This is a genomic window from Marinobacter aromaticivorans, from assembly GCF_002806975.1.
Lineage (GTDB): Bacteria > Pseudomonadota > Gammaproteobacteria > Pseudomonadales > Oleiphilaceae > Marinobacter > Marinobacter aromaticivorans.
Map to the genome: position 1 here is coordinate 41,257 of NZ_NIHD01000013.1, position 18,160 is coordinate 59,416.

The 18,160-nt window shown below is 55.6% G+C and carries 19 protein-coding genes; 4 read left to right on the plus strand and 15 right to left on the minus strand.

What is annotated here, in order from left to right; translation table 11 throughout:
• Positions 1–18: 18 nt before the first annotated feature.
• From rsxD to nth, 4 genes are read left to right on the plus strand one after another with little or no spacing between them, the layout of a single operon-like run.
• Complete coding sequence (rsxD, locus tag CDH48_RS15845) at positions 19–1,071, plus strand: electron transport complex subunit RsxD (protein WP_100689710.1); 1,053 nt, start codon at positions 19–21, stop codon at positions 1,069–1,071.
• A gap of 2 nt (positions 1,072–1,073) precedes the next feature.
• The gene (gene rsxG, locus CDH48_RS15850) at positions 1,074–1,775 is read left to right on the plus strand and encodes an electron transport complex subunit RsxG (RefSeq protein WP_100689711.1); all 702 of its coding nucleotides are present in this window, start codon (positions 1,074–1,076) and stop codon (positions 1,773–1,775) included.
• 2 nt (positions 1,776–1,777) lie between these two features.
• Positions 1,778–2,491 (plus strand): electron transport complex subunit E, encoded by a 714-nt coding sequence (locus CDH48_RS15855; protein ID WP_100689712.1) that lies wholly within the window; start codon positions 1,778–1,780, stop codon positions 2,489–2,491.
• 28 nt (positions 2,492–2,519) lie between these two features.
• Entirely contained in the window at positions 2,520–3,158 is a 639-nt protein-coding gene (nth, locus tag CDH48_RS15860) for an endonuclease III (protein ID WP_100689713.1), read from the plus strand.
• Positions 3,159–3,243: 85 nt separating this feature from the next.
• On the opposite strand, the gene CDH48_RS15865 is transcribed toward nth, so the two are convergent.
• The 15 genes from CDH48_RS15865 to accA all read right to left on the minus strand — a co-directional run bounded on the left by CDH48_RS15865 (position 3,244) and on the right by accA (position 18,004).
• Positions 3,244–3,816, minus strand: a complete 573-nt coding sequence (locus CDH48_RS15865) for a chalcone isomerase family protein (RefSeq protein ID WP_100689714.1) — start codon at positions 3,814–3,816, stop codon at positions 3,244–3,246.
• Positions 3,817–4,011: 195 nt separating this feature from the next.
• Positions 4,012–5,049 (minus strand): RNA polymerase sigma factor RpoS, encoded by a 1,038-nt coding sequence (gene rpoS / locus CDH48_RS15870; RefSeq protein WP_100689715.1) that lies wholly within the window; start codon positions 5,047–5,049, stop codon positions 4,012–4,014.
• 150 nt (positions 5,050–5,199) lie between these two features.
• On the minus strand, positions 5,200–5,988 hold the full coding sequence (locus CDH48_RS15875; RefSeq protein ID WP_379923654.1) for a peptidoglycan DD-metalloendopeptidase family protein: 789 nt from the start codon (positions 5,986–5,988) through the stop codon (positions 5,200–5,202).
• A 334-nt stretch (positions 5,989–6,322) separates the two neighbouring features.
• Positions 6,323–7,225, minus strand: coding sequence for a DUF368 domain-containing protein (locus CDH48_RS15880; protein ID WP_227521126.1), 903 nt, complete (start codon positions 7,223–7,225; stop codon positions 6,323–6,325).
• Positions 7,226–7,299: 74 nt separating this feature from the next.
• Positions 7,300–7,956, minus strand: a complete 657-nt coding sequence (locus CDH48_RS15885) for a protein-L-isoaspartate(D-aspartate) O-methyltransferase (RefSeq protein WP_100689717.1) — start codon at positions 7,954–7,956, stop codon at positions 7,300–7,302.
• Positions 7,953–8,723 (minus strand): 5'/3'-nucleotidase SurE, encoded by a 771-nt coding sequence (gene surE, locus CDH48_RS15890; RefSeq protein ID WP_100689718.1) that lies wholly within the window; start codon positions 8,721–8,723, stop codon positions 7,953–7,955. The genes CDH48_RS15885 and surE overlap by 4 nt, the downstream gene beginning before the upstream one ends.
• Before the next feature lie 105 nt (positions 8,724–8,828).
• Complete coding sequence (gene truD / locus CDH48_RS15895) at positions 8,829–9,914, minus strand: tRNA pseudouridine(13) synthase TruD (RefSeq protein WP_100689719.1); 1,086 nt, start codon at positions 9,912–9,914, stop codon at positions 8,829–8,831.
• Positions 9,911–10,390, minus strand: a complete 480-nt coding sequence (gene ispF / locus CDH48_RS15900) for a 2-C-methyl-D-erythritol 2,4-cyclodiphosphate synthase (RefSeq protein ID WP_100689720.1) — start codon at positions 10,388–10,390, stop codon at positions 9,911–9,913. Before ispF ends, truD begins: the two co-directional genes overlap by 4 nt.
• A gap of 27 nt (positions 10,391–10,417) precedes the next feature.
• Positions 10,418–11,119: a 2-C-methyl-D-erythritol 4-phosphate cytidylyltransferase gene (gene ispD / locus CDH48_RS15905; protein WP_100689721.1), complete on the minus strand. Its 702-nt coding sequence runs from the start codon at positions 11,117–11,119 to the stop codon at positions 10,418–10,420.
• A 150-nt stretch (positions 11,120–11,269) separates the two neighbouring features.
• Positions 11,270–11,542 (minus strand): septum formation initiator family protein, encoded by a 273-nt coding sequence (locus tag CDH48_RS15910; protein ID WP_100689722.1) that lies wholly within the window; start codon positions 11,540–11,542, stop codon positions 11,270–11,272.
• A gap of 126 nt (positions 11,543–11,668) precedes the next feature.
• On the minus strand, positions 11,669–12,964 hold the full coding sequence (eno, locus tag CDH48_RS15915) for a phosphopyruvate hydratase (protein WP_100689723.1): 1,296 nt from the start codon (positions 12,962–12,964) through the stop codon (positions 11,669–11,671).
• 198 nt (positions 12,965–13,162) lie between these two features.
• Positions 13,163–14,008 (minus strand): 3-deoxy-8-phosphooctulonate synthase, encoded by an 846-nt coding sequence (gene kdsA, locus CDH48_RS15920; protein WP_100689724.1) that lies wholly within the window; start codon positions 14,006–14,008, stop codon positions 13,163–13,165.
• A 2-nt stretch (positions 14,009–14,010) separates the two neighbouring features.
• Positions 14,011–15,639: a CTP synthase gene (locus CDH48_RS15925; protein ID WP_100689725.1), complete on the minus strand. Its 1,629-nt coding sequence runs from the start codon at positions 15,637–15,639 to the stop codon at positions 14,011–14,013.
• Positions 15,640–15,726: 87 nt separating this feature from the next.
• A complete protein-coding gene (gene tilS, locus CDH48_RS15930) occupies positions 15,727–17,067 on the minus strand; it encodes a tRNA lysidine(34) synthetase TilS (protein ID WP_100689726.1) in 1,341 nt (446 codons plus the stop codon).
• Positions 17,051–18,004 carry an acetyl-CoA carboxylase carboxyl transferase subunit alpha gene (gene accA / locus CDH48_RS15935; RefSeq protein ID WP_100689727.1) on the minus strand — a complete coding sequence of 318 codons (954 nt, stop codon included), beginning with the start codon at positions 18,002–18,004 and terminating at the stop codon, positions 17,051–17,053. Before accA ends, tilS begins: the two co-directional genes overlap by 17 nt.
• Between the last annotated feature and the right edge of the window lie 156 nt (positions 18,005–18,160).

Sequence of the window (18,160 nt, forward strand, 5' to 3'; positions counted from 1 at the left end):
GAATCAGGCCCGACTTTCATGGCGTTTGTTCAACAGTCCTCACCTCATGCTCACAATGCGCGACCGACATCCAAGGTGATGCTCTGGGTCATTCTTGCATCCTTGCCGGGCCTGCTGGTGCAAACCCTGTTTTTTGGCTGGGGCAACCTGATCAACGTGGTCTGGTGTATCGCCATTGCCTTGGCCTCGGAAGCAGCCATACTCAAACTGCGCAGCAAACCGGTGGCGTTTTTTCTCCGGGACAATACCGCCGCTGTAACCGGGTTATTGCTCGGGCTGTCGTTGCCGCAGTTTGCGCCCTGGTGGGTATCCGCCGTAGCGGTCATCTCGGCCATAGTGATAGCCAAGCAGCTGTATGGCGGCCTGGGATCCAACCCTTTCAACCCTGCCATGGTGGGCTACGCGCTGGTGCTGATTTCGTTCCCGGTAGCCATGACCACCAACTGGGCGGAGCCGGCGTTACTCTGGGGCAAGGCTCCCGGTTTCGCGGATACACTGGCGGCAATCGCCTCCGGCCAGCAAACAGCGGTCGACGGCTGGACTATGGCCACGCCGCTGGACGAATACAAGCACAAGATTGCCAACCATACCGCGGTCGAAGTACTCGCCCACCCTACCTTTGGAGATGGAGTTGCAAAAGGCTGGGAGTGGGTTAACGCAGCCTTCCTGGCCGGTGGGCTTTTGCTGATTGGCCTGCGGATAATCACCTGGCATATTCCTGTGGCGTTTCTGGCCGCCCTCGCGGCCATGAGCCTGGCCTTCGGAAGCAATGCAGACCAGTACGCCCCGCTGTCATTACACCTGTTGGCCGGAGCTACCATGCTGGGGGCATTTTTCATTGCCACCGATCCGGTATCGGCTGCGACCAGCCACCAGGGAAAGCTGATTTACGGGGCTGGTATAGGGATACTGGTCTACCTGATCCGGAGCTGGGGTAACTATCCGGATGCGGTGGCGTTCAGCGTTTTGCTCATGAACTTTGCAGTACCATTTATTGATTACTACACACCGCCACGGACCTACGGTCATCACAAAGCCCGGCGGGGTCTGCCCGGTGGGGGCAGGAGCTGACCATGGCAACCATGACCCAATCCATTCGGCGCAGCGCCATCGGCCTCGGCATATTTGCTGTAATAACCGGCGGAACCATTGCCGTAACCCAGGCTCTGACCAAGGAACGCATCGCAGAACAGGCGGCAAGAGCGGAAGCCAAAGCCCTGTTTGAAATCATTCCCGAAACAGCCCATAACAATGACATGCTCAGAGACACCGTGGTTCTGCCGGCCAGTGACCGGCTTGCGACCGAAGGGCCGGTTACTGCCTGGGTAGCGCGCCAGGACGGGCAACCGGTAGGCATGATCATGCCAGCCATTGCGCCGGACGGCTATTCTGGCACCATAAAGCTGCTGGTGGGTATTGATCCGGGCGGTACTGTTCTGGGTGTGAGGGTTATCAGCCACAAAGAGACTCCTGGGCTGGGAGACCGGATTGAAACCAGAAAGTCGGACTGGATTTATGCTTTTGACGGTCGTTCTCTCGGCAATCCGAAGCCCCGGGAGTGGAATGTAAAAAAGAACGGCGGCGTTTTTGACCAGTTTACCGGCGCCACCATCACACCAAGGGCCGTTGTTAAAGCAGTACAGAAATCTCTGATTTATTTTCGGAAAAACCAGAGAGTCATCCGGGCCCGGTTAAACCGGACACCTTCAGGGGAAGGCCCTGAGTTGACACCCGGAGATCTGACAGACGAATCCCCGAACCTGGAGCAATCCTGATTATGGCGACGAAAACATCGGGTGACATCATCCGCGACGGGCTTTGGAGTAATAACCCGGCCCTGGTTCAGGTACTGGGGCTATGCCCCCTTCTTGCGGTTACCAGCACGGTGGTCAACGCAATAGGCCTGGGGCTGGCAACCCTGATGGTACTAATGGGCTCGAACCTTGCAGTGTCGCTGATCCGGAACTTTGTCAGCGAGTCTGTGCGCCTGCCGGCATTTGTGATGATTATTGCGTCCTTCGTAACCTGTGCCGAGCTGCTAATGCAGGCATACACTTACGAGCTGTATCAGATTCTCGGTATTTTCATCCCGCTCATTGTCACCAACTGCGCCATTCTGGGCCGTGCGGATGCATTTGCTTCGCGTAACGCTCCCGGCCCTGCACTTCTTGACGGTGCCATGATGGGCACCGGCTTCTTTATTGTACTGTTGATACTCGGCGGCATGCGGGAACTGATTGGCCAGGGCACGCTGTTTGTTGATATGCATCTGCTGTTCGGCCCCATGGCTGCGGACTGGGTCATGGAGCCCTTCGCCAACTACCCGGACATGCTCTTCATGGTATTGCCCCCCGGCGCATTCGTGGGCCTGGGTTTACTCATTGCCCTGAAAAACGGCATCGACAGCCGCCTCAAAGACCGCCAGAAGGAGGCTCAACCAGCGGTCGTGCCGGGCAGCAAGCGCGTACGTGTTACCGGGAGCGCCTCATGATCCGCCGCCAGAGTTTTCCAAAAACGCCATGAATAAAGCCAAACGTATTGAAATATTCTCCCGTTTTCGGGAAGCCAACCCCAACCCGAAAACCGAGCTGAATTACAGCACTCCGTTCGAGCTGCTGATTGCAGTTATTCTCTCTGCACAGGCAACCGATGTAGGCGTCAACAAGGCTACCGACAAGCTGTTTCCTGTGGCCAACACACCTGAGGCCATACTTGCATTGGGCGTGGATGGCCTGAAAAGCTATATCAAAACCATCGGGCTGTTCAATAGCAAGGCAGAGAACGTGATCAAGACCTGCCGGATCCTGGTTGAAAAGCACGACGGCGTTGTTCCTGACAACCGGGAAGACCTTGAAGCTCTGCCCGGAGTCGGGCGCAAAACTGCCAACGTGGTTCTGAATACCGCGTTCGGGCAACCGACAATGGCCGTGGACACCCATATTTTCCGGGTATCAAACCGTACCGGGATTGCTCCGGGCAAGAACGTACTGGAAGTCGAGAAGCGCCTGATGCGGCTGGTGCCCAGGGAGTTTCTTCTGGATGCCCACCACTGGTTGATTCTGCACGGGCGTTACACCTGTGTTGCACGAAAACCCAGGTGTGGCGCCTGCATTATCGAGGACCTGTGCGAGTTCAAACAGAAGAGCGATTATTTGTAAGTGGTAGGACAGTAGCCAGCAAAGCCGACTTATGACTGCTTTTTGGTGGCTATTGCCCTAACCATGCCACTGAACGTTTACAGGGTTAAAGCCCCAGCATGTCTTTCTTCAGGCTTTTTTGGGCCGGGTCATCAGACAGCCAGATACCAAACAGGGCCTTTTTGAACTCAAGATCGCCAACCGTGTCTTTTTCCTCGCCATTTTTCAGCACCTTCACCCCCTGACCGGGAAGGTAAACAAGGTCAAACACATCGCCTTCCTTGATTTCTTCCTTGAACACCGACATAAACTGGTCGATATCTGCTTTCACCGCGGACATATCGCCGCCTGTGGAGGCCTCAAACCCCTCCATGGTCGCCTCAGTCATACGGTCGCTGGTGATCATGCCGGAGGTAATGTGCAATGTAATCGCCTGGGGTTCATCGGCTTCAACCACCGCATTACCATCCTTCTGAACCCGGGGCACATACAAGCTGCCAACGTACAGATCCATGAAAAATTTGGAACGGGTACCTGCACCGTTCAATTGAAGCTCGGTGTTACCTGCAGTATAGGTATCGGGAATATCGACACCACCCACATTTGCCGCCAAGGCGGGCGCCGACAGGGTGGTTATCAGCATCAGCGATGCAAAGCCCGCCAAAAATGCCTTCTTCATAGTGCTTTCCTTTTCCGTCATTGTTATGAGAGTTCATTCGTCGCCAGGTCCCCACTTGCGGCCCCGGTGGGGCTATTCTAACAATGTCCGGAAGCCGCGAATCGCCACCTGGTTCTCATTTGCACGGTTGCTGACACAGAAACGCCAGCCATGAGAGGCATGGCCGGCGTTATGGAGAGCCTGTCAAACAAAGCTCTACTGGAAGAGCAGATTGCCAGTCAGGCCCTCCTTTTCCAGAATTTCACGCAGGCGCCGCAACGCCTCAACCTGAATCTGGCGAACCCGCTCACGGGTAAGGCCAATCTCTTGCCCTACCTCCTCGAGTGTGCTGACCGGATAGCCCCGCAGACCAAAACGGCGGGACAACACCTCCTGCTGTTTTTCACTAAGCTGATCTATCCAGTTTCCAAGGCAGGCGCTCATGTTGTTATCCTGAAGCACATCGGCCGGGTCCGACGCCCCCTCATCAGCCACTGTGTCCAGCAATGATTTCTCGCCACCAGTCCCAATGGGCGTATCCATGGAGGCCACCCGCTCGTTAAGCCCGAGCATACGCTTCACATCGTTGACAGGCTTATCCACCATCCTGGCGATTTCTTCCGCTGACGGCTCGTGATCAAGCTTTTGAGTCAGCTCACGGGCGGCCCGCAAATACAGGTTAAGCTCTTTTACAACATGAATGGGCAGACGTATGGTGCGGGTCTGATTCATGATGGCCCGTTCTATTGTCTGACGGATCCACCAGGTGGCGTAAGTAGAAAAGCGGAAACCGCGTTCCGGATCAAACTTTTCGACAGCCCGGATCAGGCCCAGATTGCCCTCTTCGATCAAATCCAGCAAGGTCAGGCCGCGGTTCACATAGCGTCGTGCAATTTTCACCACCAGCCGCAAATTGCTCTCGATCATTCGTTTACGCCCGGACTCCTCACCTTTGCGCGCCAGGCGTGCAAAGTAGACTTCTTCTTCCGGCGTCAGGAGTGGAGAAAAACCGATTTCATTCAGGTAAAGCTGTGTTGCATCCAGTTGCTTTGAATTGGTGTAATAACGCCCCTGGGCAGAAAACCCTCCATCGGATTCAACTGCTCCGGAAGCGCTTTTTCCGGCTTTTTCTTCTGCGAGCAACTGGTTCTCAGCGTCATCAACTACTGCAGAGTCTGTAGAGTCATCAAGGTTGGTAGAATCATCAACATCTGTTATGCGATCAACAATCATTTCTTCTTGTTCTGCTGACATATCTCTTGCCCCGCCTTTCAACAATCCTGGATTTTGCCCGATACTTCTTTTTATTGCGGGCATTGGGTATTTCACTTCGATTCAGGACTACTTCAACAGCCGGCCTGTGGCCGCCATCATTTTTTCTTCTTCTGTACTACTCATCTGCCATTAACGTGGTGGCAAATAGTGAGCCGGATCGACCGGGTTTCCATTTTTCCGTATTTCAAAATGTAACATGGGCCTACCTGCACCACTGCTGCCAAGCTCGGCTATAACCTGCCCGGCTTTTACTTTCTCTCCCTCCGCGACCAGAATCCTCCGGTTGTGAGCGTAAGCACTAAGATAATGCTCGTTATGGTTCACGATAATCAAATTACCGTACCCGAGCAAACCGTTGCCGGCATAGACCACATTTCCTTCCGCCGCAGCCCTTACAGCATCCCCGGCTTTTCCGGCAATATCAACGCCTTTATTGACTTTTCCGGATGCTGAATAGCCTGCAATTACGGTGCCAGGGTGTGGCCAGCGCCAGGGTATACCGGCAACTGTCTGGGTACGGGAAGCCAGAGGGGCAGAGGTGTCGGACTTGCGAGTGACCGCAGGTTTCGGGGTATTTGACGGAGTTACTACAGGAGGTTTGGCGCGTGCCGGTCGGGCGGAGGTGCTTGCGACCGGTCTTGATCTCTGTGCTGCTGCATGACCATTACTGCCAGACGGCACCTTGCCGCGAAGATCCAGCCTGAGCACCTGCCCGGCCCGGATCGTCCATGGCGGCCCGATACCATTGGCACTACCCAGCTCCCGGTAATCCCGGCCATAATTCCAGGCAATGCCATACAACGTCTCGCCCTCACGAACCACATGGCGCCCCCAATACACCGGAGGGTTGTAGAGATCGTCCTGATGCAGCGCACGGGTGTTACAACCACTCAGGGCCCCGGAGAGAAGCAGTATTATGCTGAAGAAGACCCCGGCTTTAACGGTTTCAAAAGCCCATGGGGGACGCCGGGTACCGGACAGGAACCTCGGGGAAGCGGAATAAACAGCTTGAAGTGACCCACGCAACGATCTCACAGGAATAACACCGGCCCGGCTATAGGTAATCTGTACAGGCTCTGAGTCTGGTCAAAGAAGATCCTGAAGTTTTAAAAGTAACCCGCTAATTTATTGCACATTTTAGCGCCAAATCCAAGTTACTGACCCGCCACTCCTGTTACCCATCCTGTTTTTTGTTACGGGTAGAAACAGGAACATGACTGAAAAGGTAACACCGGATTATCAGGCCCCTCTTTCAAGAGCGGCGCTCTGCCGGGCCTGTGCCTCCAAGCCACTCAACCAGCAAAACAAGAGCAACACCGGTAATGGCCATAATAACCGCCATGAGAACCTGCGGATCATGGCCGGTAAGATCCGAAAACGCACCCGGGCTTATGCTGATTTCAGTCAACGGCACCTGTTCACCGGAACTGTTGGTTCGCCAGCTCAGGGTTTCCTTCCAGGGCCAGACCTTGTTCAGGGCGCCAATCATGAAGCCGGTTAGCAGGGCGAGAACCGGATCGTGGTACCTGTGAAATGCCCAGGTAATCAGCCTCGCAACGGACAGGAGCCCTGCCAGGCAGCCCGCCATAAACAATAGTAACAAAGCGATATCAAAGGATTTGATCGCTGCCAGAACCGGGCCGTACATACCCAGGATAACCAGAATAAAACTGCCCGATATCCCAGGCAGAATCATGGCGCATATTGCTACAGCGCCGGCGGCAAAAAACATCGCAGCTGAAGGATTCAGCTGCACCGCAGAAAGGGTTGTAATCCACCATGCGACCGCAACGCCAATAATCAGGGGAATGAGTAACGTCAGCCGGTAATTCAGTGCCTGGCGCCCAACATGCCAGACAGACGCCAGTATCAGCCCGAAGAAAAAACTCCAGATAAGAATCGGATATTCCGTAAGCATAAAGCTGATTACAGTAGCCAGAGTCACGATACTGGCGAGAATCCCCGCCAGCAAAGTACTGAGAAAGGTTGCATCGCAGGCCTGCCAGAACGCTCTCGGATTGCCCCGGAACAGGTGTCTGAATACCGCCCCGGGAATCGCGTTAATCGCCTCCAGAAGCCGGAAATAGATACCGGTTATAAACGCGATGGTGCCGCCTGAAACGCCCGGTACAATATCAGCTGCCCCCATCGCCATCCCCCTCAGGAACACTGAGGCGGAATGCTGTACACGGGCGTTGCTTTGCGAAGTAACTTCCTGTGGTCGATCGCTCAACGGACAACTCCGCCCAGCAAAGGTACGAAACGAACCGGCTCAAGTTCGTGCCGTTCAAACCGGTCTCCTTTGCGGATTATCTCAACCAGTACCTGGTTCTCCTCGCCAACCGGCGCCACCAGTACACCTCCATCGGCAAGCTGATCCAGGAGCTCGGGCGGCACCTCCATCGGCGCAGCGGTAACGATAATGCCATCGAACGGGCCTCTTTCAGGCCACCCCATACCACCATCAGCATGCTTGAGCATAACATTGCGGATACTGAGTTGGCGCAGTCGCTCCCGGGCACGATCCTGCAGAGGCTTGATTCGCTCGACACTGTAAATCTGGTCGAACAGGTGAGACAACACAGCTGTCTGGTAACCGGATCCGGTGCCCAGCTCCAGCACTCTGGCGGGTTCATGGCTGAGCAAAAGCTCAGTCATTCGCGCGACTATATACGGCTGTGACAGGGTCTGGCCGTAGCCAATAGGCAGGGATGTGTCCTCATAGGCCCGATGCGCCAGCGCCTCGTCCAGAAAAATATGCCGTGGCACCTGCCCCATGACCTCCAGCACTCGATCCGACTGGATACCCGAATCCTTGAGGCGTTGCACCAGACGCATACGAGTGCGCCTTGATGTCATCCCTATACCTTGCAGCTCTCCGGTCACGCATCGCCCCCCATGGAAAGCTGCAGTGAATCTGCCCAGCTTCTTAGCGACACAAGCGCTTCGTGGCGGGTCATGTCGATGTGCACAGGTGTTAGCGAAACGTACCCCTGGGCAACCGCATGAAAATCTGTACCCGGGCCGGCATCGCCGCCCTTGCCTGCGGCCCCGATCCAGTAACGCTCCTTGCCCCTGGGGCATGTCATGGGTACCGCACCTTCGGCGCGCTCCCGGTCACCCAGCCGGGTGACGCGGAACCCAGCCAGTTCCTTCCAGGGGAGATCCGGTACGTTCACATTGAGAATGGAGCGCCGCCCCAGTACAAGAGGGCTTTTACTTTCAAGCAGTGTGCGTACCACTCTGGCGGCCGTGTCGTAGTGATTGCGCCCTTCGCTCACCAGAGAGACAGCAATAGCTGGCAGCCCCAGATGGCGGCCTTCGGTCGCCGCTGCCACGGTGCCGGAATAGATAATGTCGTCACCGAGATTGGCGTGGGTATTGATACCGGAAACAACCCGGTCAAATGGCTCATCAAACAATCCGTTTACCGCCAGATGAACGCAGTCTGTAGGCGTGCCATCAACAGAACGGAAGCCGTTGGGATGCTGCTCAACCGTCAGCGGACGATTCAGCGTCAAAGCATTACTGGCGCCGCTGTGATCCCTGTCCGGCGCGACCACTTCCAGATCCCCGAGGCCTTTCAGGCCTTCATACAGAGCGACAAGTCCCGGTGAATGCACACCGTCGTCGTTTGACAAAAGAATACGCACAGTACTCTCCAAAAAAGCAACGTCCACATAAAGTGACGTCTGTAAAAATTAACGCCTAAAAACTACAGATACATAATATGCAACAAGTAGCGGACCGCGTCCCGGTTAGCCGTGCTGTTTTTCATATTGGCTGAGGCTCATATCCTCAAGCTCAAAAATATCACTTAAAATTGTGGTGGCGTACTGCCCTGGCTCAAGAAAGAACGACAGTTCCAGAACGCCCGCGCCCAGCCATTGCCACTCCAAGCCTACCGGCCTGGCAACCAGAGGCCGGCGCTCAGGCTTCATGCGTGTTGCAAGAAACAGGGAAGCCAGTTCCGGTGTTTTTGCGACTATGTCACGCTCACGCTGCTCTGCCTCACCACGGGCGCAGGTGCCGCCATCGCCCCACAGGGGGCCGGTGGCGTTATCCTCCGGCTCACCCGGCAACGGCAAGCGCCAGCTACCCTCAGCCACCCGGGAAGCAAGCACCTCATTGAACAACCAGGAGCGAGCGGCTGAAAAATACAATACGTTTTTCCGGTCATCTCTGCCACTGCGGAGCTTGCCCCGCCCCCTGTGCCTACCGTGCCCCCTTCGGCGATTCAGCATCGAGGGATCAATATGTACAGCACGATCAAGATTTCCACCGGCAAAGCCGAAACGCTGTGGGCCAAAATAATTGGGCGCGCCCTGATCCTTCAGGCGTTCAAGCGCCGGTTCAACTGACTGGCGATCGGCGCTTACCTGCCTGAGCCTGATCACAAAACGGTTGCCCTGGTGATCACCACGGCGCAGCTTACGCACACTGCGATGAGCCGATTTTACCCGCCAGCGCTGCGAAATCAGACCGATAAGCGCCCTGTCATCGTCCATCATACCGGGACGATAGAGACTGAACCATTGGCTGGTTACCGCATGACGATCTTTAAGCCCGCAAAACCCCACATCAAAAGGCCGGCAGCCCGCGAGTGCGGCCAACTCGCCCGCCAAAAACTCCGTATTGTCACCGGTTTTCTCAATGAACAAACACAGGTGCTCACCCTCGCCGGTAACGCCTGGCGTACCGGATGGTTCAGGAAAATCCTCAAGCACCTCGCTTACCCGGAAATCTTCCGGTGTCGTTTTCAACCGGGCTCTGGCAAGCCTTTCGCCACCGGATACCGGCCAGTCCAGCCGCCAACGCTTCGCACCAGCTTCTGCTTCGCTCACGATGCCACCGGTTCAAGCAGGCACACAGCCTGGCAGGCAATCCCCTCGCCACGGCCGGTAAACCCCAGGTTCTCACTCGTTGTCGCCTTGACACTCACACGGCTGGCAGGAACTCCAAGATCCTCTGCTATGTTCAGGCGCATCGCCTCAATGTGTGGCGCCATTTTAGGTGCCTGTGCAATGATCGTCGTATCCACATTAACTACGCCAAAGCCTTCCTCTGACACCCGCGTCATAACCCGACGCAACAGATCGCGACTGTCTGCGCCCGCCCACTCGGCACTGCTATCCGGAAACAGATGACCAATATCGCCCAGCGCAACCGCGCCCAGCAATGCATCTGCCAGCGCATGAAGCAACACATCACCGTCCGAATGGGCTTTCAGCCCCTTGCTGAACGGTATGGAAACACCACCGAGAATAACCGCGTCGCCTTCGCCAAAAGCATGAACGTCAAAGCCCTGACCGATTCGCATAAACAACTCCGGGAAAATCCAGAAAACTCAAAACCGGCTCAGAATAAAACCGGCGAGACCCAGGTCGGCGGGAACCGTAATCTTGATATTGTCCGACCGACCTTCCACAAGAACCGGCATATTACCGGAAAGCTCCATTGCCGAGGACTCATCCGTAACCGGCTGCCCCTCCTTGAGCGCCATTTCCAATGCTTTAACCAACATGGAATACCGGAACATCTGAGGCGTGAGCGCCCGCCACAACCGGCTACGATCCACTGTGCCAATAACCTCGGGTAAACGACCGGGTTCCGCCTTTTTAAGCGTGTCCGCAACCGGCGCTGCCAGAAGACCGCCGACAGGATGATCAGACAGTGTTGAAACGAGGTTCTCAAGATCGGTTGAATGAATGCAGGGACGGGCCGCATCATGAACCAGCACCCAGTCGTCTGCTGCAACCTGCTCTTGCAGTGCGTGCAGTGCCGAAAGCACAGAATCCGCCCGTTCCGCGCCTCCGCCGCAGGTCTGAACACGATCATCGCTGCTGGCATCAGACTCTGGCCACCAATGATCGGCAGCATTCAGGGGAACCATACAACCGGCAAAAAGCCCGGAGTCCAGCAGACGCGAAAGTGTGATATCCAGAATAAAGCGGTTATTTATCCGAAGATATTGCTTGGGACATTCCGTCTGCATGCGCCGACCGATGCCAGCGGCGGGAACAATCAACCAGAGTTTTGGAGAAGTCATAGAGTTTTCGTACGATGGCTGGAGAGCGGCGAGCAGGCATTTTCCGGGAATGTCGGTGGCCAGGGATGGCCACCGTCAAGCGCACATGGATGTGCTCGTAGCGTTTCCCGGAAACGGCCTACTCGCCGCTCCATGCTCCAAGCCCGGAAATCACTGCTCAACAACAAGAAAAAACGTCTCATCGTCACGAATCAACCCAAGGTTCATCCGCGCCCGCTCCTCAACCGCACCCTGCTGATTACGAAGGTTACGCACCTCCGCATACAGACGCTCATTGCGCGTGGAAAGCTCGGCATTTTCCTCACGTTGTTCGGCAATCGATTTCTCCAGCGCCCATACCTGCGCAAAGCTGCCCTCCCCGACCCACAGACGCACCTGCAACAGGAGAATAAGAACAACCATGATAGCCCAGAGCAACTTCATCAATACCGATTCCGTCAAGGATACAACCGATCAAAAAAACAACATCAGACGCTGAGTATAGACCTTAGAGTAGATTAACAACAAATTCTTCTAACTGATTGGTCAAAAAGGCCATCGTGCCTTATCTCAGCCCTGCCCCTTGATTTCACTCAGGCCGCGATAAGGCGCCTTACCTTCCAACGCCTCCTCGATGCGCAACAACTGATTGTACTTGGCAACCCGGTCAGAACGGCAAAGTGAACCGGTCTTGATCTGGCCAGCACAGGTAGCAACGGCAAGGTCCGCAATCGTCGTATCTTCGGTTTCCCCGGAACGGTGCGAAATAACCGCCGTAAAGCCGGCATCCTGTGCCATCTTGATGGCATCCAGGGTTTCGCTAAGGCTGCCAATCTGGTTGAACTTGATCAGGATGGAATTGCCCACGCCGTTATCAATACCACGCTTCAGAATTTGGGTGTTGGTAACAAACAGATCGTCACCCACCAACTGTACTTTGTCGCCGATCTTGTCGGTCAACACCTTCCAGCCGTCCCAGTCACTCTCATCCATGCCATCTTCAATGGACACAATCGGATAACGCTCAGCCAGACCAGCCAGGTAATCGGCAAAGCCTTCAGAATCAAAGCTCTTTCCTTCGCCAGACAAATTATACTGCCCATCTTTGTAGAACTCGGATGCAGCACAGTCCAGAGCCAGGGTAATATCAGTACCCAGCTCGTAACCTGCCTTCTCAATGGCTTCCTTGATAACCGCCAGCGCTGCCTCGTTAGACGGCAGGTTGGGCGCAAAGCCACCCTCATCGCCTACCGCCGTGTTCAGGCCCTGAGCCTTCAGCACTTTTTTCAGATTGTGGAAAATCTCCGCACCAATGCGCAGAGCCTCTGCAAAGTTCCTGGCCGCAACCGGCTGAATCATGAACTCCTGAATATCAACGTTGTTATCCGCATGCTCACCGCCGTTCAGAATATTCATCATCGGCACTGGCATGCTGAACTTGCCAGAGGTGCCGTTGATGTCTGCAATGTGCTCATAAAGTGGCTTGCCCAGAGACGCTGCGGCGGCTTTAGCAGCTGCCAGCGACACTGCCAGAATAGCGTTGGCACCCAGATTGGCCTTGTTCTCAGTACCATCCAGTTCCAACATGATATTATCCAGCCCGCGCTGATCTGCAGCATCTTTACCTTTCAGCGCATCATTGATCTTGCCATTAATGGCCGCAACTGCCTTCAGAACGCCCTTACCCAGATAACGTGACGCATCACCATCTCGCAGTTCCAGCGCTTCGCGGGAACCTGTAGAGGCACCAGACGGCGCACAGGCACGGCCAAGAGTGCCGTCTTTCAGAATTACGTCTGCTTCGACAGTAGGGTTACCACGGGAGTCCAGAACCTCACGGGCTTTAATGTTGGCAATTTTGGTCATTCTAGAAAGTCTCCAGGTTTTCAATTTCAAAGGTCATTAACAAAATCTGGTGCAAGAGAGAGCGGGGCACGTCTTTACGAAAACCGCTACAAGCACATCCATGTGCGCTTGGCGCCGCCATCCATGGCTCCGCACATTTTCGTAAAGACGTGCCCCGCTCTCTCTCATAATTTGTACCCATAACGCGAAAACCGCCAATCAGGCGGTATCGATGGGTTTAAAGCTCTTCACAAGGTCATCTACAGCCTTCACACGCTGCAGGAACGGCGCCAGCTGGCTGAGTCGCAAGGCGCAGGGGCCGTCGCACTTGGCCTCGTCCGGGTTAGGATGGGCTTCAAGAAACAGACCAGCCAACCCCTGAGACATGCCAGCCAACGCCAGATCAGTCACCTGGGCGCGGCGACCACCGGCTGAATCGGCACGGCCGCCCGGCATCTGCAGCGAGTGGGTCACATCGAACATCACCGGCACATTCATGGCCTTCATGATGCCAAAACCGAGCATATCCACCACAAGGTTGTTATACCCGAAGCTGCTGCCCCGCTCACACAGAATAACCCGGTCGTTTCCGGCTTCTGCGCACTTGTTGATGATGTGCTTCATTTCCTGTGGCGCAAGAAACTGGGCCTTTTTGATGTTGATCGCCGCGCCGGTTTTTGCCATGGCAACCACCAGGTCCGTCTGGCGGCTCAGGAAAGCCGGTAACTGGATAATGTCACACACCTCAGCTGCAGGGGCTGCCTGGGCCGGTTCATGGACATCAGAAATAATCGGAACACCGTATTTGCTCTTGATATCGGCCAGTATCTGCAAGCCTTTATCGAGCCCCGGGCCCCGGAAAGATTTAACCGATGACCGGTTGGCCTTATCAAAAGAGGCTTTGAAAACATAAGGAATGCCCAGCTTACGGCACACCTCAACGTAGTTTTCAGCAACTTCAAACGCCAAATCCCGGGATTCCAGCACGTTCATACCGCCAAACAGTACAAAAGGCTTGTCGTTGGCGATGTCGATATCAGCAACCGTAACGGTACTCTGAGCCATGATCAGGATTCCTTACGATTCGCCAGCGCGGCTTCCACAAACCCCTTGAACAGCGGGTGGCCATCCCGTGGCGTGGAGGTAAATTCCGGATGGAACTGGCAGGCAACAAACCAGGGGTGGTCGGCCACTTCCACCACTTCAACGAGCTTGCCATCGGTGGAACGCCCGGAAACCAGCAGTCCAGCGGCTTCCAGTTGTGGCAGGAAGTGGTTATTCACCTCGTAACGGTGGCGGTGGCGTTCGCGAATGGTTTTTCTGCCGTAGCAATTGGCGATGGTTGAGCCTTCGGTAAGCACGCAGTCCTGAGCGCCCAGGCGCATGGTGCCGCCGAGGTCGGAATCATCAGTACGCTCCTCGCGCTCACCGGTTGCATCCAGCCACTCGGTGATCAGACCAACGACCGGCTCCGGCGTATGCTCACGGAACTCGGTGCTGTGGGCGTCCACCAGGCCGGCCTTGTTGCGGGCGTATTCGATAACAGCTACCTGCATGCCCAGGCAGATCCCCATATAGGGCACTTTGTTCTCACGAGCATACTGCACGGTACGGATCTTGCCCTCGACACCGCGCTCGCCAAAACCGCCAGGAACCAGAATGGCATCTGCACTCTCAAGAACCTGAGTACCCTCACGCTCAATATCCTCAGAATCAATGTAATTGATCTTTACCTTGGTGCGGGTCTTGATACCTGCATGCAGTAGTGACTCAATCAGGGACTTGTATGCATCGAGCAGTTCCATGTATTTGCCAACCATGGCAATCGTCACTTCGTGCTCGGGATTCATCAGCGCTTCTATAACGCCATCCCATTCACTCAGATCGGCCTCCCGGGCCTCGAGATTGAAACGCTCAATAACCAGTTGGTCCAGCCCGTGTTCGTGCAGCATGCGGGGAATCGCATAAATGGACTTGGCATCGCGCATCGGGATAACAGCGCGCTCTTCCACGTTGGTGAACAGCGCGATTTTCCGGCGGGAACTCACATCTACTTCGTGTTCGGAACGACACAGCAGGATGTCCGGCTGCAGGCCAATGGAGCGCATTTCCTTCACAGAATGCTGTGTTGGCTTGGTTTTGATTTCGCCGGCAGTCGCTATGTAGGGAACCAGTGTAAGGTGCATGAACAGAGCCCGGGAGGAACCCACCTCAACCTTCAGTTGGCGGCAAGCCTCAAGGAACGGCAGGGATTCAATATCACCCACGGTTCCGCCCACCTCAACCAGGGCCACCTCTGCACCGGCTGCCCCTTCCACAACACGGCGCTTGATTTCGTCGGTTATATGGGGAATAACCTGCACAGTTCCACCAAGGTAATCACCCCGGCGCTCCTTGCGAATAACTTCCTCGTAAACGCGGCCCGTTGTGAAGTTATTGCGACGGCTCATCGGGGTGCGAATGAAGCGTTCGTAGTGACCAAGATCCAGGTCAGTTTCAGCACCGTCTTCGGTCACGAAAACCTCACCATGCTGGAACGGGCTCATGGTGCCCGGGTCCACATTAATGTATGGGTCCAGCTTGAGAATAGTAACCTTAAGGCCGCGTGCTTCAAGGATCGCAGCCAGGGAGGCTGATGCAATTCCTTTGCCCAGTGAAGACACAACACCGCCGGTGACGAAAATATAACGCGTCATGCAGATTCCACGATTATCAGGTTCTGTGAAGGAGGGAGATTGTCATCTCAAGATGGGACGCCAGACTACCAGAAAGCCTTTAACGACTCAATTACAATCCCGCTCTACAATCAGCCGCCAGCCTGCAACAGGAGCGCTTCCGCAGTATTGTTCAGAACACCACAGATCGCCAATCGCAATCAGCTCTTCTTCCCCCTTCAACCCCCTGAAAATCAGGGGCAGGCGACGCCTTTCCCAGGGCGGAACAGCCCGTTCCTGAAGCCATTTTTTCAGGGATTTCGAGGGGCCTTCAGGATGAAACCGAAGGCGCTCGCCGCCCTGCCTCGTACATATTCGTATTGGCGCCCTGTGGCCTTTGGAGGTACCGGTGGGGCTCAGCCTGATCACCCACTCGCCCCAATGCACCGTTTGATTGGATTGAAGCTCTACCGGCTCGTCGGGCAAAGCCGGCTCCTCAGGAACCAGGTAGAGCTCTCTCTGAAAACGTCGCAGAGTGTAGCCATCTGCCCGCAACTCCGGAGACCGGTCGTCCGCGGCCTGCAACAAATCGTCAAGCACCTGGGACCAATCGCTGAGCGAAGGGGCGGAGTAACCAGCCCGCCCGATCCACCAGCGCAGAAGATTTTTTTGCTCAGGCAAAGAAAGTGCGCTCAGCCCTGCAACGGGCAGGCGGCGCGCGCGCTGCCCCATTGATTTCCACTGCAGTTCCGCCAGCCGCTGGTTTAAAAAGTTGCTTTCTGAACAGGCACCAGCGGTATGTTGCAAGCGCTGATTAAGGCCGGGCCAGCGTTTTTTCAAGGCCGGCAGAATGGTGAGACGCAGAAAATTCCGGTCGAATTTCTGATCTGTATTGCTCGGATCATCCCTCCATGACAGCCCGGCCTGATGAGCGTGGTGCTCCAGTTCGGATCGCTCAATACCCAGCAGTGGCCGGGCCAGGCGGCCTGCTCCCAGGGAGCGGCTTTTGGGCATGCCGGCAAGGCCCGCAACGCCACTGCCACGGAACATCCGGAACAGCACAGTTTCGGCCTGATCATCACCATGGTGGGCCATCAGCAACACATCACCAGGCTCAAGCAGCGCTTCAAACACTCCATACCGGGCCTCGCGTGCTGCTTCCTCAAGGCCTTCACCCGGGCCGTCGCCCAGCGTGACCGAAACCGGCCGGATTTCAAGCGGCACGCCCAGCCCGGCACACAGATCCCGGCAGAAGATTTCTGTTTCACCGGCATTGGCCTGTAACTGATGGTTGATATGCACCGCCCGCACTCCCGGATGACAGAGCACGGCAAGGTGCAAAAGCAGGGTGGAATCCAGGCCGCCACTGAGAGCAACCCAAAGCCGCCGGTAGCCACAAACGGACTTCACCGGCGCAAGCAGAGTCTCCGGAAAAGCGTACCCGGGGGCAGGCCTAACGCCCGGTGTCATAGCGGGTTAACCGCTCATACCGCCGGGAAACCAGTTCATCCAGAGGCAGGCGGCTTAGTTCTGCCATGCCGTTTTCAAGGGTTTCACGCAGGGCTTCTGCCATTTTCCTGGGGTTACGGTGCGCGCCACCCAGGGGCTCGGAGATAACGTTGTCCGCCAGCCCGAGGTCCTTCAGGCGATCCGCAGTCACTCCCATGGCCTCTGCGGCCAGGGACGCATACTCCGCGCTTTTCCACAGAATGGAAGCACAGCCTTCCGGCGATATCACGGCATAGGTGGAATACTGCAACATATTCAGCTGATCACATACGCCTATGGCCAGCGCGCCTCCCGAGCCGCCTTCACCGATCACGGTAGAGATGATCGGAGTTTTGAGCCGGGACATCACCGCCAGGTTAAGCGCAATCGCCTCACTCTGACCACGCTCCTCAGCGCCGATTCCGGGATAGGCACCGGGAGTGTCTATAAATGTGAGAATGGGCATTCTGAAGCGTTCCGCCATTTCCATCAGGCGCAAGGCCTTACGATAACCTTCGGGGCGCGGCATGCCAAAGTTGCGCTTCACCTTATCCCGCACCTCCCGGCCCTTCTGGTGCCCGATAACCATCACCGGCTTGTCGTTCAGCCGAGCTGTACCGCCCACAATAGCGTGGTCGTCTGCATAACGGCGATCTCCGTGGAGCTCATCGAAATCTTCAAAAATCAACTCGATGTAATCAAGGGTATAAGGCCGGCGGGGGTGCCGCGCAAGGCGGGCAACATCCCACGGATGAAGATCCGAAAAAATACTCTCTGTCAGGCTGACGCTTTTCTTTTTCAGCCTGTTAATCTCGTCGGAAATATTGATGTCGGTGTCGTTGCCTACCATGCGAAGCTCTTCGATCTTGGCTTCAAGGTCGGCAATCGGCTGTTCGAAATCGAGGTAATTAGGGTTCATGATGTTCCATCATTTTTATCGCCAGGCGGAACAGGGCGCCGCCAACTCAGAATTTGGGACAAAGATAACAGTGCCCGGGCTATGGCTGAAGCGGACAAAGGTATGAGTCCGCAATCTGACAAATATTTAACGTCCCGGGCAATTCCTTGCCTTACT

Bases quoted from the DNA above. Each gene is read 5' to 3' on its own strand.
- rsxD (WP_100689710.1), top strand. From the start codon at position 19: ATGGCGTTTGTTCAACAGTCCTCACCTCATGCTCACAATGCGCGACCG.
- rsxG (WP_100689711.1), top strand. From the start codon at position 1,074: ATGGCAACCATGACCCAATCCATTCGGCGCAGCGCCATCGGCCTCGGC.
- CDH48_RS15855 (WP_100689712.1), top strand. From the start codon at position 1,778: ATGGCGACGAAAACATCGGGTGACATCATCCGCGACGGGCTTTGGAGT.
- nth (WP_100689713.1), top strand. From the start codon at position 2,520: ATGAATAAAGCCAAACGTATTGAAATATTCTCCCGTTTTCGGGAAGCC.
- CDH48_RS15865 (WP_100689714.1), bottom strand. From the start codon at position 3,816: ATGAAGAAGGCATTTTTGGCGGGCTTTGCATCGCTGATGCTGATAACC.
- rpoS (WP_100689715.1), bottom strand. From the start codon at position 5,049: ATGTCAGCAGAACAAGAAGAAATGATTGTTGATCGCATAACAGATGTT.
- CDH48_RS15880 (WP_227521126.1), bottom strand. From the start codon at position 7,225: ATGGCGATGGGGGCAGCTGATATTGTACCGGGCGTTTCAGGCGGCACC.
- ispF (WP_100689720.1), bottom strand. From the start codon at position 10,390: ATGCGAATCGGTCAGGGCTTTGACGTTCATGCTTTTGGCGAAGGCGAC.
- ispD (WP_100689721.1), bottom strand. From the start codon at position 11,119: ATGACTTCTCCAAAACTCTGGTTGATTGTTCCCGCCGCTGGCATCGGT.
- CDH48_RS15910 (WP_100689722.1), bottom strand. From the start codon at position 11,542: ATGAAGTTGCTCTGGGCTATCATGGTTGTTCTTATTCTCCTGTTGCAG.
- eno (WP_100689723.1), bottom strand. From the start codon at position 12,964: ATGACCAAAATTGCCAACATTAAAGCCCGTGAGGTTCTGGACTCCCGT.
- kdsA (WP_100689724.1), bottom strand. From the start codon at position 14,008: ATGGCTCAGAGTACCGTTACGGTTGCTGATATCGACATCGCCAACGAC.
- CDH48_RS15925 (WP_100689725.1), bottom strand. From the start codon at position 15,639: ATGACGCGTTATATTTTCGTCACCGGCGGTGTTGTGTCTTCACTGGGC.
- tilS (WP_100689726.1), bottom strand. From the start codon at position 17,067: ATGACACCGGGCGTTAGGCCTGCCCCCGGGTACGCTTTTCCGGAGACT.
- accA (WP_100689727.1), bottom strand. From the start codon at position 18,004: ATGAACCCTAATTACCTCGATTTCGAACAGCCGATTGCCGACCTTGAA.